General features: G+C 59.4%; 13 protein-coding genes and 2 pseudogenes. 13 read left to right on the forward strand and 2 right to left on the reverse strand.

Features of this window, described 5'->3' with window-relative positions:
• The first annotated feature begins 89 nt into the window (after positions 1-89).
• The 12 genes and pseudogenes from DB51_RS02170 to DB51_RS02225 all read left to right on the forward strand — a co-directional run bounded on the left by DB51_RS02170 (position 90) and on the right by DB51_RS02225 (position 14,530).
• Entirely contained in the window at positions 90-1,715 is a 1,626-nt protein-coding gene (locus DB51_RS02170) for a type 2 periplasmic-binding domain-containing protein (protein WP_202961982.1), read from the forward strand.
• Positions 1,716-1,900: 185 nt separating this feature from the next.
• Positions 1,901-3,295 (forward strand): glycoside hydrolase family 30 protein, encoded by a 1,395-nt coding sequence (locus DB51_RS02175; RefSeq protein ID WP_051867169.1) that lies wholly within the window; start codon positions 1,901-1,903, stop codon positions 3,293-3,295.
• Complete coding sequence (locus tag DB51_RS02180) at positions 3,292-3,579, forward strand: YesL family protein (protein WP_034250885.1); 288 nt, start codon at positions 3,292-3,294, stop codon at positions 3,577-3,579. The genes DB51_RS02175 and DB51_RS02180 overlap by 4 nt, the downstream gene beginning before the upstream one ends.
• Positions 3,579-3,911, forward strand: coding sequence for a YesL family protein (locus tag DB51_RS02185; RefSeq protein WP_034250886.1), 333 nt, complete (start codon positions 3,579-3,581; stop codon positions 3,909-3,911). The genes DB51_RS02180 and DB51_RS02185 overlap by 1 nt, the downstream gene beginning before the upstream one ends.
• Before the next feature lie 96 nt (positions 3,912-4,007).
• Positions 4,008-4,652 carry a TetR/AcrR family transcriptional regulator gene (locus tag DB51_RS02190; RefSeq protein ID WP_034251322.1) on the forward strand — a complete coding sequence of 215 codons (645 nt, stop codon included), beginning with the start codon at positions 4,008-4,010 and terminating at the stop codon, positions 4,650-4,652.
• 231 nt (positions 4,653-4,883) lie between these two features.
• Positions 4,884-6,665 (forward strand): annotated as a pseudogene (gene argS, locus DB51_RS02195) (arginine--tRNA ligase).
• Positions 6,666-6,713: 48 nt separating this feature from the next.
• Positions 6,714-8,267 carry a diaminopimelate decarboxylase family protein gene (locus DB51_RS02200; RefSeq protein WP_051867170.1) on the forward strand — a complete coding sequence of 518 codons (1,554 nt, stop codon included), beginning with the start codon at positions 6,714-6,716 and terminating at the stop codon, positions 8,265-8,267.
• A gap of 110 nt (positions 8,268-8,377) precedes the next feature.
• A complete protein-coding gene (locus tag DB51_RS02205; protein WP_034250887.1) occupies positions 8,378-9,691 on the forward strand; it encodes a homoserine dehydrogenase in 1,314 nt (437 codons plus the stop codon).
• Between the two features lie 11 nt (positions 9,692-9,702).
• Positions 9,703-10,770 carry a homoserine kinase gene (gene thrB, locus DB51_RS02210; protein ID WP_034250888.1) on the forward strand — a complete coding sequence of 356 codons (1,068 nt, stop codon included), beginning with the start codon at positions 9,703-9,705 and terminating at the stop codon, positions 10,768-10,770.
• Between the two features lie 53 nt (positions 10,771-10,823).
• Positions 10,824-12,149 (forward strand): Maf family nucleotide pyrophosphatase, encoded by a 1,326-nt coding sequence (locus DB51_RS02215; protein WP_034250890.1) that lies wholly within the window; start codon positions 10,824-10,826, stop codon positions 12,147-12,149.
• Positions 12,150-12,317: 168 nt separating this feature from the next.
• Positions 12,318-13,121, forward strand: a complete 804-nt coding sequence (locus DB51_RS02220) for an ABC transporter ATP-binding protein (protein ID WP_162174604.1) — start codon at positions 12,318-12,320, stop codon at positions 13,119-13,121.
• Entirely contained in the window at positions 13,118-14,530 is a 1,413-nt protein-coding gene (locus DB51_RS02225) for an FtsX-like permease family protein (RefSeq protein WP_034250892.1), read from the forward strand. Before DB51_RS02220 ends, DB51_RS02225 begins: the two co-directional genes overlap by 4 nt.
• A gap of 27 nt (positions 14,531-14,557) precedes the next feature.
• Here the strand turns inward: DB51_RS02225 and DB51_RS02230 are convergent, their stop codons facing one another.
• A complete protein-coding gene (locus DB51_RS02230; protein WP_034250894.1) occupies positions 14,558-15,502 on the reverse strand; it encodes an AEC family transporter in 945 nt (314 codons plus the stop codon).
• A gap of 183 nt (positions 15,503-15,685) precedes the next feature.
• Between DB51_RS02230 and dapE the strand changes: the two genes are divergently transcribed.
• On the forward strand, positions 15,686-16,909 hold the full coding sequence (dapE, locus tag DB51_RS02235) for a succinyl-diaminopimelate desuccinylase (protein WP_051867197.1): 1,224 nt from the start codon (positions 15,686-15,688) through the stop codon (positions 16,907-16,909).
• Between the two features lie 197 nt (positions 16,910-17,106).
• On the opposite strand, the pseudogene DB51_RS10395 reads toward dapE, so the two are convergent.
• Positions 17,107-17,281, reverse strand: a pseudogene (locus DB51_RS10395) (ornithine carbamoyltransferase); the annotation flags it as partial.

Below are 17,281 nucleotides of genomic sequence, written 5' to 3' on the forward strand. Positions count from 1 at the left end.
AAGGAAGCAAAGCCATCCAGATGCCAACGCGAGAGCTTGGTTCTGGCCAATGACAAGAGGAACGAATACAGAGCAAAGGAGCTCATGAAATGAGAAGTATGAATAGAGCGGGCAAAGTCGTGGCCGCAGCGGTTTCGGCCGTGTTGTCGTTGACCGCGCTCGCCGCGTGCGGTTCCGGGGACGCCAAGGATGCGACGGCCTCGCTTCCTGATCCGACATACAAGGTGTCTGCCAGCACCCCCGCGTGGAAAAGCGATACCAGCAAGGACAACACCCTGACCTGGTATGTCAACGCCGACTGGTGGAACAAATCCTTCGGCAAGGACATGATTACCGCGCAGATCAAGAAGGACCTGAACCTCGACATCACCTTCGTCACCGGAGACGACACGAAGCTCAACACCTATTTCGCCAGTGGCAAGCTGCCGGACATCATCACCACCTTCGACTCCACATCCAAGGTGTCGCAAACGGCGAACCAGTGGGCCCTGCCCCTGGAGGAACTTGCCAAGAAATACGACCCGTATTTCTCCAAGGTCGCCAAGAAGGAGACGCTCGACTGGTACAGGCTCAAGGACGGCAAGGTGTACGGCTATCCGTCGTATTCGAACACGACCGCTGATTACAAATCCGGCATGATTCATCCGACCAGCGCCTTCATCGTAAGGAAGGATGTGATGAACGCCATCGGGCAACAGGACTTCACCACACCCGAGGGCTTCGTCAAGGGTATGCAGGCCATCAAGGAGAAGTTCCCGAACCTGACGCCCTTCGGCTTCAACGACTTCACCGACAACAACAGCTCGCTGCAATCCACCGTCCAGGACATGCTCGGCGTGCCCATCACCACCAAAAGCGATGGGTATTACGACCGTGATCTCGACGCCGACTACGTCAAATGGCTGGAAGCCTTCCGCGAGGTGCACGCCGCGGGCAACATCTCCGACGACAGCTTCGCCGATGATGCCGATACCTTCAAGGAGAAGGTGTCCACAGGGCAATACGGAGCCATCATGATGCAGAATTTCGTGTCCACCGGAACCCAACTGCAGACCTTCGCATCCAAGAACCCCGATTCTGCCTATGAGGCCGTAGACGGCATCAGCAGCACCGAAGGGCGTGAGCCCACCCTGAGCCAGTCGGGGCTGAGCGGCTGGTCCATCAACTACATCACCAAGCAGACGAAGAATCCCGCGAAGGCCATCCAGGTGTTCGAATATCTGCTGAGCGACTACGGGCAGATGCTGACGAATTTCGGTATCGAAGGCCAGACATACACCAAGAGTGCGGACGGCACCGTCACTTGGACAGAGCAGGCCAATCAGGTGAGGCTCAACGAAACGGAAAAATGGCAGAAGGAATACCGCATGGGCGAGTTCGTGCTCTTCGGCCATGACCGCTACAAGGCGCTGAACAAGGCATCCTACGTGGACGCCGTCTGGCAGATGCAGGACTGGGGGCAGAAGTACCTGACACCGCAGTTCAAGATCGAGAACATCGCGCCGGATACCGGTAGCGCGGAAGCCCGTTCGCTCTCCGCCATTCAGACCAACTGGTCGACCACGATGGTCGGCATGATTCGCGCCGGGAGCCAATCGGATTTCGATGGCATCCTCAAGAAGTACAAGCAGTTCCAGAAGGACAACAACATCGAGCAGGTCAACACTATCCGCAGCGAGAAGATCAAGACCAACGTCAAGAAATTGACGGATTGATTCCTTCCGAAACCCGTGCCGTCGAAGCCGCACGGCAGAAAGCGCGGCCTCGACGGCACGGGGACGGGGCGATGCCCCTCGCGGCGGGGTTATGGTGGCATCGGGCCGGAAATCATGCCGAATCGGATTCCGGGCCGCCGTCCCGCAAGGCATATGACAGATGAGAAAAGGATGCGGTGGTGGATATGAGCGCTGTGAAAACCGCTGATACGCGTGGGGTGGGCGTCGGTCAGGCGAGAGCGTGGCTGAGCACCGATGCGGCCCATATGATGCAGGCCGTTTCCCTCGACGGTGACGCTCCGGCGGAAGCCGCCCATGAGGTGCCGCTGGAGATAGACCATGCACGGCGCTTCCAGAGCATCCTCGGTTTCGGAGCCTCGTTCACCGACTCTTCGGCCTTCCTGGTGAACGGTCTTGATGCGTCTGCACGGCAAGAGGTCATGAGACGTCTGTTCAGCCGTCGGCACGGCATAGGGCTGTCCCTGCTGCGCAATCCGATGGGAGCCTGCGACTATTCGAGATGGGTCTACAGCTATGACGATATGAGCGGTGGTGCGACCGACGAGGATATGCGGCATTTCTCCATCCGGCATGACCTTGCGGATATCGTTCCCCTGACCAAGGAGGCGATGGACCTCAATCCCGACCTTCGCCTTATCGCATCCCCCTGGAGCGCACCTGGCTGGATGAAGGACAGTGGCACGATGATTACCGGGTCGTTGCTCAAACGCTGGTACTCGGCCTATGCCCGGTATTTCGTCAGATTCATTCAGGCGTATCGAGGCCAGGGCATAGCTGTGCACGCACTCACCGTCCAGAACGAGCCCCTGTTCGAACCTCCGCATTATCCGGGAATGCCGATGAGCGCAGCCGAGGAGTTGGAGTTCGTGACTTCCTTCCTGCGCCCCGCGCTGGAAGGTGCGGGGCTTTCGCCGGAAATCTGGGGCTATGACCACAACTGGGACCATCCGGAGTATCCCGCCCATCTGCTTGAGCACGGCCGGAAGGCTTTCGATGGCATCGCCTGGCATTGGTATGGAGGCGAGGCGGCGCGGCAAAGCGAGCTGTCCCGGCAATACGACGATGCCCCCGTCTATTTCACCGAAGGTTCGGGAGGTGATTGGATACCTGCGTTCGGACCTGCTTTCGGCAATCTGATGAGGACGGGCATCGAGATCCTTCGTCACCGTTCCCGTTCGCTGATGCTGTGGAACATCGCCCTCGACCGTCACAACGGACCGGTCGTTCCGGGATTCGGACGAAGCACATGCCGTGGTCTACTGAGAATATCCAGGGGTGCCAAGGTCGAGTACACCCTCGACTACTGGGGTCTGGCGCATTTCAGCTCGGTTATCGCGGCCGGTGCGGTGAGGGTCGAAAGCACCCAGAGCGGGTCGCTCAGGAGCCTGGTCTGTGACAATCCCGACGGCACCACCGCCATGGTGCTGTTCAACGACGGGAATCGGCCCGTAGATGTGCGAGTGAAGGATGCTGAGCTGGACACACTGTGCCGTCTGCCGTCACAATCCGCCATGACCTTGCTTGCCAGGGTGTCCACGTGGCGTGAGGGGGAACGATGAAGGAGTTTTTCTCCATTGACGGCAAAGTGTATGCCGTGTTGAATGTGATGCTCGAACTCCTGGAACTGAACCTGCTGTTCATGCTCGGGTGTCTTCCGGTGCTCACCATAGGCACCAGCGTCGCATCGCTGTATGAGGTCGTGTTTCAGATTCGTGCCGAGGGAACGGTCCGAGTCTTCGACAGATTCCGCAGGGCGTATCGCGAGAATCTGCGCAGGGGCACGGCACTCTGGGCGATCGTCGCCGGCGCCTTCGGCGCAATGCTGCTGCTGCGTACTGGTTGATGTCGAACGCGACTCAGGGCAACATCGTCGTACTGATACCCGTCTGCGTACTCATCGCCGTGATGATGTTGGCCGCGATGCTGATATTCCCCATTGCAGGGCGATATGACATGACCGTGCCTGCGATACTCAGAGCGGCGCTGTCGCTGTCGCTGCAACATGTGCTCTTCACCGCGCTCGCCTTCATGCTGATGCTGGTCATCATCGTGGTCATACCGCTGTTTGCACCGAGATTGTGGTTCCTGTGGATATTCTTCGCCTTCAGTGTGACGGCGTATCTGCAGAGTTGGCTCTTCATGAGGGTCTTCGACATGCAGGCAAAGGCGCAGTGAGCCTGATAACTGCCGACGCGATGCGGCAACGTGCGATGCTTATGATACATATAATGCCGATCAGTCATGGTGATCGCAACGAGATTTGGAGCGACGATGGCAGACGAACAGCGTAACGAAAAATCCACGAAGCACAGGCCGGAAACCTCCCGCAAACGTCGGGAGATACTCAAGGCTGCGTCAGAGGTGTTTGGTCTCAAAGGCACCTCGAACGGCACCCTCGAGGAGATTGCTGACCGGGTCGGCATGACCCGGGCGGGAATTCTGCACCACTTCGGTTCCAAACGCGGCCTGCTCCTGGCAGTTCTGCAATACAGGGATACCAGCGAGGTGGAGCATCTTGAGGAGCACCATATTCCCGGCGGTGCGGGACTGTTCCGTCATCTTGTCGAAACGGCCCGGCGCAATGCCTCGCGTCCCGGAATCGTGCGTACCTTCGTGACCCTGTCGTCCGAATCCATCACCGACGACAATGCAGGTCGGGACTACTTCCTGAATCGCTACAGCAATCTTCGCGAGGAAATCACCCAGGCCCTCATCGATATGGCGAAGGAACGCAAAGCCACCATCGACATGGCGAAGGCCGATATGGCGGCTTCTGCGATTCTTGCAATCATGGACGGTCTGCAGCTGCAGTGGCTGCTGGACGGCGAACATGTCGAGCTGCCGGAAAGCACGGAGTTCGCGATGAACGCCCTGGTCTGGTCGGTGTTGAACAACCTCGAGGAGCAGGCGTTCTGAGCCGACTGCACGCCGGACCACCCTCTTTCCCCGTCAGCCAGTCCGAGATATACGGTTTCCTGCTGAAGAGGAGATAACTGCACTAAAAGGACAGCAATTTGGGAATTTTTCTCCGAAAAGCTGTCCTTTTAGTGCAGTTATCGTATTCGACCCTCGATGTCCCGGTCCGGTAGCGTCCCGGCGGTGTCTTCCAACACCCGTTCTGTCTGGGCAAACATTAGACTTGTGAGAATGAGCCCTGAAGCATTAGCGGAAGTAATTGCAAAAACCATCACCGAGCTGGTCGAATCCGGCAATGCCGGAAGTCTGGCGCAGGACGCGATTCCCGAGGCGGCCTCCATCAACGTAGCCCGTCCGAAGGATCGATCGCATGGTGACTGGGCCACCAACGTGGCGATGCAGCTGGCCAGGAAGGCCGGCGTGCAACCGCGTCAGCTCGCCAACGCTCTTGCGGAAGGCCTGCAGTCGGCGCAAGGCATCTCATCGGTCGAGGTGGCAGGTCCGGGGTTCATCAATATCGTACTGGATTCGGCTTCGGCGGCAGCCGTGGTCGATACCGTCCTCGAGCAGGGTGATGCTTTCGGGCATAACGACCATCTCGGCGGGCATACCTTGAATCTCGAATTCGTGTCGGCCAATCCCACCGGACCGATTCATATAGGCGGCACGCGCTGGGCCGCGGTCGGCGACTCGATGGCAAGGATATTGCAGGCCAACGGCGCCGAAGTGGTGCGTGAATACTATTTCAACGACCACGGCGAGCAGATCGACCGTTTCGCGAAGTCCCTGGTGGCCGCGGCTCATCATGAGCAGGTGCCTGCGGACGGATACAAAGGCGCCTATATCGACGAAATAGCGGCCCGCGTGATCGACGAGGCGAAGGCTGACGGCGTTGATGCGCTGGCGCTGCCTCGGGTTCGTGACGAGCAGGGCGACGAAGGAGCCAGCGAGCAGCGGGAGGAGTTCCGCAAACGCGCCGTACCGATGATGTTCGCCGAGATCCAGGACTCCATGAAAGAGTTCAGAGTCGACTTCGACGTGTGGTTCCATGAGAACAGCCTCTACGAATCAGGTGAGGTGGAACGCGCCATCAACGAGCTGCGCGAGCAGGGGGACATCTTCGAGAAGGACGGCGCGACCTGGTTCGCATCGACCAAATACGGTGACGACAAAGACCGCGTCATCATCAAATCCGACGGGCACGCCGCCTACATCGCCGGTGACATTGCCTACTATCTCAACAAACGCCGTAGGGCCGACCATCCATGCGATGTGGCCATCTACATGCTGGGCGCGGACCACCACGGATATATCGGCAGGATGATGGCGGTCTGCGCCGCATTCGGCGACACTCCTGAAGTCAACATGCAGATTCTCATCGGTCAGATGGTCAATGTGATGAAGGACGGCAAGGCCGTGCGCATGAGCAAACGCGCAGGAAACGTCGTCACCATCGATGATTTGCTTGAGGCAATCGGCGTGGACGCGTCGCGCTATTCGCTGGCTCGCACCGATTATCACCAGAGCGTCGATATAGATTTGAACCTGCTGGCGTCGCATACCAATGAGAATCCGGTGTACTACGTGCAGTATGCTCACGCGCGTTCATGCAACGTGGACCGCAACGCCGAACAGGCCGGCATACGCATCGCCGATGCCGATCTCTCGCTGCTGGATACGCCGGCCGACGGCGAAGTGCTTGCCGCGCTCGCGCTGTATCCGAATGTGCTGCAAATGGCGGGCGACCACCGTGCGCCCCACAGAATCGGCGCACTATCTCGAAGACCTGGCCTCCGCATACCACAAGTGGTACCAACGCGGAACGAGTGGTTCCGATGGAACTCACCGACCCGGAAAGTCGTCTGAAGGGCGAGGAACGCGACGCCCTGTCGGTTGCGAAGAATCCCGAGACGTCTCGCGCCGCCGCCCGGCTCAAGCTCAACGACGCCGTCCAGCATGTGATCGCCGGAGGCTTGAAGCTCCTTGGTGTGAGCCGCGCCGGATAAGATGTAGTTCATGAGCGAAGCGACGTCATCACACACGAATCAGGAATTCACCGCAATGTCGGCCATCTGGCCTGACGGCGCGCAACGTGACTCCGAAGCCTGCGTCCGTCTGCATGGCATCAGCGTCAAGGAGATGGCCGCACGCTTCGGCACGCCGCTCTATGTGGTGGATACTCAGGAACTGACCGAGAGGGCGCATCGCTTCGTGTCCGCGGTCAGTGAGGCCTTCCCCTATACCAACACGCATGTGAGCTATGCGGGCAAAGCCTTTCTTAGCAAAGAAGTGGTTCGTCTGGTGCTCGCTCAGGGCATGCTGGTGGATACATGCAGCATGGGGGAGATGCGCATCGCCTTGGCTGCGGGGGCTCCCGGACGAAGACTGGTGCTGCACGGCAACAACAAGTCCGATGAGGAGATTCGTCTGGCAGTTGAGCAGGGATTCGCCAAAATCGTGGTCGATTCCCCGGACGAACCGGAACGTATCGCCGCCATCGCGCATTCCCTGGGCAAAACCGCGAAGGTCATGCTTCGGGTCACCGTGGGCGTTCATGCCGGGGGACACGAGTTCATCTCCACCGCGCATGAAGATCAGAAATTCGGTGTGCCGCTGCTGCCTGTCGGTGCGGATCGGCATGTGTTCGACTTTGAACATGACGATGTCGCTGAGAACAATGCAGCGGAGTATGACGTCTCGGGACCGCACGATGCCAAGGTTCAGCAGGTCTCGTCGCTGTACGTGCCGAGTGGGAAACGTCCTGACGATGATTCTGCGGTCAGCGCCGCCATGGATGCGGTGGCCGACGGTCCTGCCATCGCCGTCCTCAAAGACATCCTTTCGCGCCAACCCGATTTGGAACTCGTCGGTGTGCATGCGCATATCGGCTCGCAGATACATGATGCCAACGCCTTCATCGAATCCGCCAGACGTCTGATGGTGCTGCGCAAGACCTTCTGGGCGACCGACGGTTTCCTGCTGCCGGAGACGGATCTGGGCGGCGGGTATTCGGTGGCGTACACCGATGACGACGAATCCATGAACATCGAGGACACCTTCGCGCACATGTCACAGGCCGTTGATGGCATCAACCATCGGCTTGGTCTGCCTGCGCCCGTGCTCTCCTTCGAACCCGGAAGGTGGATTATCGCCCCCTGCGGCGTGACCTTGTACCGGGTCGGCACGGTGAAGACGATACATCTTGCCGATAGTGCCACCAGAACCTATGTCTCTGTGGACGGCGGAATGAGCGACAATATCCGTCCGGCACTGTACGGAGCCCAATACACCGCGGAGCTTGCCAATAGGCGAGGTGCGGATGAGGGGATTGACGCCAGAGTGGTCGGTCTGCATTGCGAATCGGGTGACATTCTGGTGCAGAGCGTCAGACTTCCCGCCGATATCCGTCGTGGCGATCTACTCGCCATTCCGGTTACGGGCGCATATGGGCGGACGATGGCCAGCAATTACAATCAGGTCCCCATTCCTGCGGTCGCGGCGGTTTCGGCCGATGGAGCCCACCTGATGCTTCGACGACAGAGCGTCGATGACCTGCTGGAACTGGACGTCGATGAGGGTGCGCATCAGGATTCGCCCGGCAACCGTCCAGCATGACTTCGACGGTGTGACCGAGGATATTCAGCAGGTACTGAGTTCATTCGTCATGTTGACGTAGGATGATTGAGCTGTTGGGTATTACTACCGCTTACAGGAAGGACAGACGAGTGTCTGAGAACAACAATGCCCCTATCCGAGTAGCTTTGCTCGGAGCGGGAACCGTGGGCTCGCAGACGGCACGTCTGCTTGTCGAGCAGCAGGAAGAGCTGGCGAATCGCATCGGCAGGCCGATGGAACTCGTCGGCATCGCAGTGTTGGACCCTTCGGCGGTGAGCGATCCGTGGATAGACAAGTCCCTGCTGACCACCGATGCTGCCGAATTGGTCACGCGTGCGGATATCGTCATCGAACTTATCGGGGGCATCGAGCCTGCGCGCACCTTCCTGATGAAAGCCATCGAATCCGGCGCCAGCGTGGTCACGGCGAACAAGGCATTGCTGGCCAAATGCGGTCCCGAGCTGTACCAGGCGGCAGCCGAGCACGGCGTGGACATCTACTTCGAGGCGGCTGTAGGCGGAGCGATTCCCATCGTTCGCCCCCTGCGTGAATCCTTGGTCGGAGACCGCGTACTGAGCGTCATGGGTATCGTCAACGGGACCACCAACTACATTCTTGACGAAATGACCACCAAAGGTCTGGACTTCGACGAGGCGCTGAAGGACGCACAGCGCAAGGGATTCGCCGAAGCCGATCCCACCGCCGACATCGAGGGGCTGGATGCCGCCGCCAAGGCCGCAATCATGGCTCTGCTCGCCTTCCACACGGATGTGCGCATCGATGATGTGCCGGTTGAAGGCATCACCAAAATCACTGCGGACGACATCGCCGCCGCAACCGCCGAAGGCAAGGTCATCAAGCTGCTTGCCGTGGTCGACCAATCCGAGGCCGGTATCTCGGCGCGTGTCTATCCGGCGTTGATGTCCCTCGACCATCCTCTGGCTTCCGTGCATGGAAGTTTCAACGCGGTGTTCGTCAAAGCCGAGGCGGCGGACGATTTGATGTTCTACGGCCGTGGCGCTGGCGGGGCGCCCACCGCTTCCGCCGTCGTCGGCGATGTGGTCACCGAGGCCCGGCATATCGCGCAGGGTTCGGTCGGTCCGGTCATTCCGATCTACGCGACCTTGCCGAAGGCACCACTGGACGCCTCAAAGGCCGCTTTCGCCGTCCGCTTCCTGATTCACGACAAGCCCGGGGTGCTTGCGGCCATCGCCCAATCCTTCTCGCAGCACGGCATCTCCATCAACGGCGTGAACCAGGACATCAAACCGACTCTGCATGATCCGGGCTACAGCGGCGAAATCCAGCAGTTGCGACTCGTGACCCACATGTGCGATGAGGTCACCTTGCGCGAGGTCGTGAAAGAGGTGTCCGAGCTGGATGCGGTGACCGGCGACGCTTCGATTCTGCGCGTTCTCGACTGATTGGTTCGCATATGAGCACCATGCCTGAGAGCATTCATGTCCACGTTCCGGCGACCACAGCCAACCTCGGTTCGGGTTTCGACGCGGTCGGGCTTGCACTGGATTACCACGACACCTTGAGCTTCTCCCTGGGGCAGCTCGACAGCGATGCGGTTGACGTGGAGATAGAGGGAGAGGGCGCCGACACCCTCCCCAGGGACGCCTCGCATCTTGTGGTGAAATCATTCCGCGACGCGGCCAGGGACCTCGGCATGCCGATGCGCGAGCTGCATCTTTCGGCACGGAACCGGATACCCCAGGCCAGAGGTATGGGGTCCAGCGCCGAGGCCATCGTGGCGGGCATCAGCGCCGCATATGCCTTCACCCACGGCGGTGTGCTGGACAGGGACTATGTCTTCGCTGCCGCAGCCAAGGTCGAAGGTCATCCCGACAATGTGGCTCCTGCCGTATACGGAGGACTGACCTTTTCCTGGAAGCTCGAGGAGGGTGCGGAAGCGCTCGGCTCCCAGGCCGAGCATGCTTCTCAGGGCTCTGAGAGTGCTGGGAACAACCAGGTCACGGGCGATCTCTCCGCCGGCTACCACACCGTGCGTTATCCGGTCTCGACCGATATTCGCGCCTACGTCTTTGTGCCCGATTTCACCCTGTCGACCAGTGATGCGCGCCATGCCCTGCCGAAGCAGGTGCCTTACGAGGATGCGATAGTCAATGTCTCTCGTGTGGGGTTGCTTCCTGCGTCACTCTGCCCGGCTTTCTACGGCGACGGCGAGGGTGCGGCTGCGATGCAGGGCAGCGGTCTGGGGCGAAATCAACTGCTGTTCTGCGCCACTCAGGACGCGCTGCACCAGCAATACAGAGGCCCTCTGATGCCTCAATCCGCAGCTCTGATGGAATGTCTGCGAGGCAGGGGCCTGGCAGCCGCCGTCTCCGGAGCAGGACCATGCGTGCTGGTGTTGCATAGCGGCGACGTGGATGAGGAACTGCAATCCTTGGCGGGAGAACAACTCGAGTCCGGCCATTGGAAACTTCTGCCTCTGGCAATAGACCTTGCCGGGGTGCAGGTCGAACAGCAAGAATAGAACACCGAACGGGTGTGCATCGGATGCAGAAGCCTCCGATAGAAGGGACGGGTATGTCGATTCCGTTGATTCTGGCCTCCAAATCGAGACCACGTAGAGATTTGTTGTACGCTGCAGGCATTTGCCCCACCGTCCGTGAATCGCATGTGGATGAAATCGCAACCGTCGACCAGACCGCTCAGGAACGTGACATCGACCCCAGTACCATGGCCGCCGAGGACCGCGTGGCCACATTGGCCCGGGCCAAGGCTCTGGCCGTCGCCCAATCCTTTGCAGACGTGGCGCAGACCGCGCGCGAGGCCGAAGGCGATTTGCAGATTTCCCTTCCTCTACAGGACGGATACGGCAGCATCGCGAAGGTGACGCCGATTCAGGAGGCCATCAACGCCCATCAGGGTTTGACCTCGGCGACTGTCGGACCTCTCGTCATCGGATGCGACTCCATGTTCACACTGGATGGCGTGGTGTACGGCAAGCCGCACAGCGAGGAGAACGCTCGGGAGCGTCTTCGTGCGATGAGGAAGAACACCGGCACTCTGTGGACGGGGCACTGCCTCATTGATGTGGCTTCAGGCCGTGAACTTCATGCGGTGAGCCACGCTCAGGTGAGTTTCGGCGACTTCAGCGACGAGGATATCGAGGACTACATCGCCACGAAGGAACCTCTTGAAGTGGCGGGGTCCTTCACGCTCGAAGGATTCGGGTCGGCGTTCATCGACAATATCCAAGGCGACCCCAGTGGCGTCGTGGGACTCAGCGTGCCGACCTTGCGCGGACTGGTCGAGTCCTTGGGGATTCGATGGACCGAGCTGTGGAATCTGACGCGGGAACAGAAGCGCGGCGTCAACCCTGATAATCCGAATGCACCGAGCGATAACGTGCACCAGCCGGGAGATGGGTGGATAGATTGCGCGTGCGGGCATCGACACTGGGGGCTGAACGGAGCTTCCGGCGTGCTGCTGGCCAGAAGAGACGAGCACAGCGGTGCCATCACGGATGTGCTGTTGCAACACCGGGCGATGTGGAGTGCCGAGGGCGGCACCTGGGGTGCTCCGGGTGGAGCCACCGCCGATGGCGAGAGCCCACTCGAAGGCGCTCTGAGAGAGAGCTTCGAAGAGGCGAACATCAATCCCGAGGACATTCAGGTGGTTGGTTCCTATCGTGAGGACCACGGCCCATGGGGATATGCCACGGTGTTCGCCTTCGAAAAACCGGGGCATCAGGTGAATCCTCAGGCGAATGACGACGAGAGCATGTCCGTCGAATGGGTCCCTATCGGCAAGATCGACGAATACAAGCTGATTTCGCCTCTGCAACGGGATTGGCCCGAATTCGAGAAGCGTCTGCACGAGCTTGCGGCTGAGCATAGGCCCAACTGACTCCAAGGCAGTCACCTCCACTTCGTGACGGAGCTCGAGGTGGCTGCTGACAGTGCCTGCTGACACCGGCTGCTCATACCCGAGGATGATTGAGCAGTGTGAAAAGCCCAGGCATATCGTTCTTACACATGATGTGCAGAGTTGCGTTGCATTCATAGCATAGGAGCTATGCAAAGCAAGAACAATGAATTTCAGTCCGCACCCTCTCCGACGCGTGCTCCCGAGCTGCGACCCGTGCTTGAAGCGCGGGATGTGGTGATGGACTATGTCCAGGAACGTGCGCCGCAGCGCGGGCCTTCAACGGCAATGCACCAGTTGGCGTTAAGCCATGTCTCCATGAGCCTTGCGTCGGGAGAGTCCCTCGCGGTCATGGGGCCGAGCGGGTCGGGCAAATCCACCCTGCTGCACGTGTTGGCGGGAATCGTCAAAGCGACTTCGGGAACGGTGTATTTCGATGGGGCCGATATGGGTCGTTTCAGCGATACCGAACGCACCAAGTTGAGACGCTCGAAGTTCGGTTTCGTATTCCAGTCGGGGCAGTTGCTTCCGGAACTGCCTGCGTTGGAGAATATCGCGCTGCCGGTCATGCTCGGTGGTGTCGAGTACAAGCAGGCGATCAGCATGGCCTTCTCATGGTTGGATGCTCTTGGCATGGGCGAGTTGGCCCAACGTAGGCCAGGGGAGATGAGCGGCGGCCAGATGCAACGTATCGCCATCGCCCGAGCGCTGTGCATCAGACCGAGTGTGGTGTTCGCCGATGAACCGACCGGTGCGCTTGACCGCAAAACGGGTGCGAATGTGATGACGGTGCTGACCCAGGCATGCAGCCAGAACGGGGCGTCCTTGATTGTGGTAACCCATGACCCCAGTGTTGCGGCCTTCTGCAGCAGAACAATCACGATGAGGGACGGACTGCTCTTCGACCATGACATCGCCGATGTGCAGGATGCGCCGACGGGACGGCGGTCATGAGCAGCTTTGCATTATGGAGACTGTTCCATCGGGGCAGCAATCGCAAGGTCACGGCCACCTCTCTGCTGGCCGTAATCGCCTTCGCGGCGGCAAGCGCCATGTTCCTCACCGTTCTCGGAGGGGTCCACGCATTCGTATGGAGAGCCTCACCGTCGCATGGCTTTGTGGACGCCTTCACCTTCCAGGAGTCTCAGGCGTCGCAGACACCGCAATCCTCGCAGTACGGTGTGTACCTCGTCTATGTGGTGCTTGCGCTGTTCGCATGCATGCTTCTGCTCGTACCCTTCGCATCCCTTTCGGCGTCGGCTGCTCGTCTTGCCGCCGCGAGGAGGGATGCTCGTCTCGCCGCGTTGCGTCTCGCAGGAGCGACAACGGGTCAGGTGTCGAGGTTGACGGCGTTGGAAGCGGCGGGACAGGCCCTGTTGGGTTCCGTTCTCGGCATGGTGATATATGTGGCGCTGATTCCGGCCATGATGCAGATACCTTTTCAAAACAGTCTTTTTCACTTCCATGAACTCTGGGTCGGACCGCTGGCACTGGCCTTGGTCGCCTTGCTGATGACCGCTCTGGCTTTGCTTTCCTCATTGTCCGCACTGATGCGTGTGGTGGTGAGTCCACTCGGCGTCAGCGCCAGAGTGACGCCTCCGGCCTTGCGCAAATGGCGTCTGGTGGTCTTCGTGGTGGTGATGGTCCTTGCCGTGGCTCTAATGCGGACCCCGTTGGCGAAATACTTCGGTCAAGCGGTTGCCATAGCGGTACTGTTCGGCGTGATTGCACTGTGTTTCGCGCTCATCAATCTCATCGGACCTTGGGTGATTGCGATGAGGGCGAGAATGCGCATCCGCAGGCCCCGCAATGCCGAGACGCTGTTGGCTATGAGACGCATACTGGACAATCCCAAGCGCGCCTGGAGGAATGTTTCGGGCATCGCTCTGGCGGTGTTCATATCGGGAATCACCGCGATATGCGCCTATATCGGTTCTTCCGTGCAGCAGGCTTCGGAACAGGATGCGATGCTGCTCAAGGATATCGGTACGGGTGGCTTGGTGACACTGGTGTTCTCCGCGGTGCTGGCGGCAGTGTCATGCGGCGTGATGCAAGCAGGAAACGTGTATGACCAGGCGGAACAGTACAGGATGCTGATGCTTGAGGGGGCCGACAGGAAGACCATGTCGAAGGCGCGTCTCATCGAAGTCATGACACCTCTTCGAGTTGTGGTCGTGGTTTCTGCGGGTAGCAGCCTGCTGCTCATGCTGCCGATATTCGGTTCTGCGATGACCCAGCCAGGGACGCTTATCGGCTTCTTCGCAGGCATCGCACTGTGCTTCGTGCTCGTAGGCATCGGCGTTGCTGCGGCAAACCGTGTATCCGATGGTATCGCCATCACCGATGTTCGTGGTGATGACTGAGGTCTGAACGATGGCTGGGGTCGTGCTTCAGGTGAGTGTGGCTGCGATGAATGCGATGATGAAGGGCGAGGTGATGGTGCTCAGCAGGATGCCGTCCCTGGCGAAGGTCAGGCCGACATTGTATCGGGCTGCGTAGTTGTACACGTTCTGACCGGTCGGCAGTGCGGCGAGGACCACGCAGCCGTAGAGCTCGGTTCCCCTGAAGCCCAGCACGAAGTATGCGATGAGGAATGCGATTATCGGCATGATGACGTTCTTCAGCATCACCACCGTCGCTGTCGCACGACGGTTCGAGCCCTTCCGCATCGGTCGGCTGCCGCGCAGGGACATGCCGAAGGCCATAAGAATCATCGGTACCGCGGAGTCGCCAATCATGCTGATGGGTTTGAATATGACATCGGGAACGATGAACATCCCGCTTCGTGCCGCGATTGCCGAAACCGCTATTCCGCCGAGGGAACCCAGAAGCAGCGGCTGATGCAGCGGTTGCTTGACCACCTCTTTGAATGAGAATCGGCCGGTCGTGGTGACGTCGAGTGCGGTGAGGCCCACCGGGGTGAACAAGGCCTGCTGCATCACCAGAATCGGTGCCACCAGAGCGGGATTGCCGAGAATATAGGTGGCTACCGGCAGACCGATGTTGTTTGAATTCAGATACAGGGAGTTCAGCGAGCCGATAATCGCGTCCGCTGTTTTCATATGGAAAAACATCGAATTCAGCAGAAGGAACAGCAGACCCACGGCCAAGGCGGATGCGAAGGCGACCACGATGCTTGGATGGAAAATATCCTGTATCGGCTGTTTGGACAGAATGGCGAACATCAGGCAAGGGCTCGAGATGAAGAAGCTGAATCGGTTGAGCACCATCTGCGCGGTCGGGCCGCCGATGCGATACCTGGCGGCGATGTACCCGGCCAGAATCACGATTCCAATGACACCGAAGCCCTCCATGGCACTTATCAAACGTGGCATTATGACTCTTCCGGTGGTGTATTACTGGCTTCAATACTGCCACAGCCGGTGAACTGATGGTGCGATGTCTCAGCAGATGGGCGTTTGGTCGGCATGCCACGGTGTTCGCCGACCGCCGGTTAAGATGGGCACATGGAATCCGAAGCAAGCATCTCGCAATCAGCCAAATCCCAGGAGCCGACCATGCGCGACGGCAACGTGCACGAAGGTGTCACCTTCACCGTTGACCCCGCAGGCAGTGAGCGGGAGAATCTGGCCGCATTGTTCACGCAGATTATGGAATGCTATTCGGTCAGCGGGCAGGAGCATACGCTTGCCGACTCCGTGGAGGAGTTCCTCACCCGGCAGGCTCACCTGGTTGTTCGGCGTCACGGCGATACCGTGGTCGCTTCCACGCGATTGCATCGTGACGCACGCGTTGTTCTGGCCGGGCATATCGATACCGTACCGGTGATTAACAACTTTCCGCCGCGATGGCTGGAGGCCGGTGACCCGCTGATTCGCGATGAGATTTCACAGGCGCATCCTGACGAGCGGGTGATGTGGGGCAGGGGAGCCACCGACATGAAGGCATCCGATGCGGTGCTGCTCTACCTGGCCGCCACGCTGACAGAAGCTTCATATGACCTCACCTATGTGCTTTACGACCATGAGGAAGTGGCCGCCGAATTCAACGGTCTGAGGAAGGTCGCCGAAGCCCATCCTGATTGGATTCAGGGGGATTTCGCCATTATCGGGGAGCCGACCTCATGCGCCATCGAGGGCGGATGCAACGGCACCATTCGTTTCGATGTCATCACGCATGGCGTGGCCGCACATTCGGCGCGCGCGTGGATGGGAGAGAACGCGATTCACAAGGCGGCGGATATTCTGAACCGCCTCAACGCCTACGCTCCGGCTACCGTCAACGTTGACGGACTGGAATACATCGAGGGGCTCAACGCCACGCTGATATCCGGTGGCACGGGCACGAATGTGATTCCCGACGAATGCCGGGTGCATGTCAACTACCGCTTTGCCCCGAACAAAACACTCGAAGAGGCGAAAAGCCTGATGTTCGGGGAAGGCGCCGGCCTTGCTCTTGGGGGCGGTGTCGCTCCGGCTGTCGGCGGAGTGTTCAAGGGTTTTGACATCGAGATGAAGGACGAATCACCTGCGGCCCGACCCGGCATGGATGCGGAGCTGACGAGGTCACTGGCCAATCTGGTGTTCGAACGCACCGGAAGCAAGCCCCAGGCGAAACTCGGCTGGACCGATGTGGCACGGTTCTCCCAGTTGGGCGTGCCCGCCGTGAATTTCGGTGCGGGCGACCCTCTTCTGGCGCACAAACATGACGAGCAGATACCCGAATCCGACCTGCTGCTGATGACGAATATCCTGCGGCAGTGGCTCAGCCGCGAGAACTGAGGGTGAGAGCTGACTGTGACGACTGGATGTGAGCAGTGACTGTGGAGATGACCGTGGGAACTGAGGTTTCGCCGCCGGTGATGTGAGGCCAGCATCAGCTTCGGGAGTAAATACGAACATGCTGTACTATATTGTTCATCATGTTCGTCGCATGTTCCTTTCGCTGATTCCAGGCGTTMCGMTGGGTTAAGMACGSCCAATTCGGCGACACCCACCGAAAGCTTGATCGCGTACGCGTGCTCGGCTTGTCGAAGAGCACCGCCACCGCCTGGGGTCCTTCAAGGGACGCGAAACAGCCGATTTTCGCGGAAGCGCATACCCAATTCGAGTATGTCGAGCTGTTCGTCATGGGAACATCATCATCCCTGAGCA

Source organism: Bifidobacterium crudilactis (assembly GCF_000738005.1).
GTDB classification, from domain to species: domain Bacteria; phylum Actinomycetota; class Actinomycetes; order Actinomycetales; family Bifidobacteriaceae; genus Bombiscardovia; species Bombiscardovia crudilactis.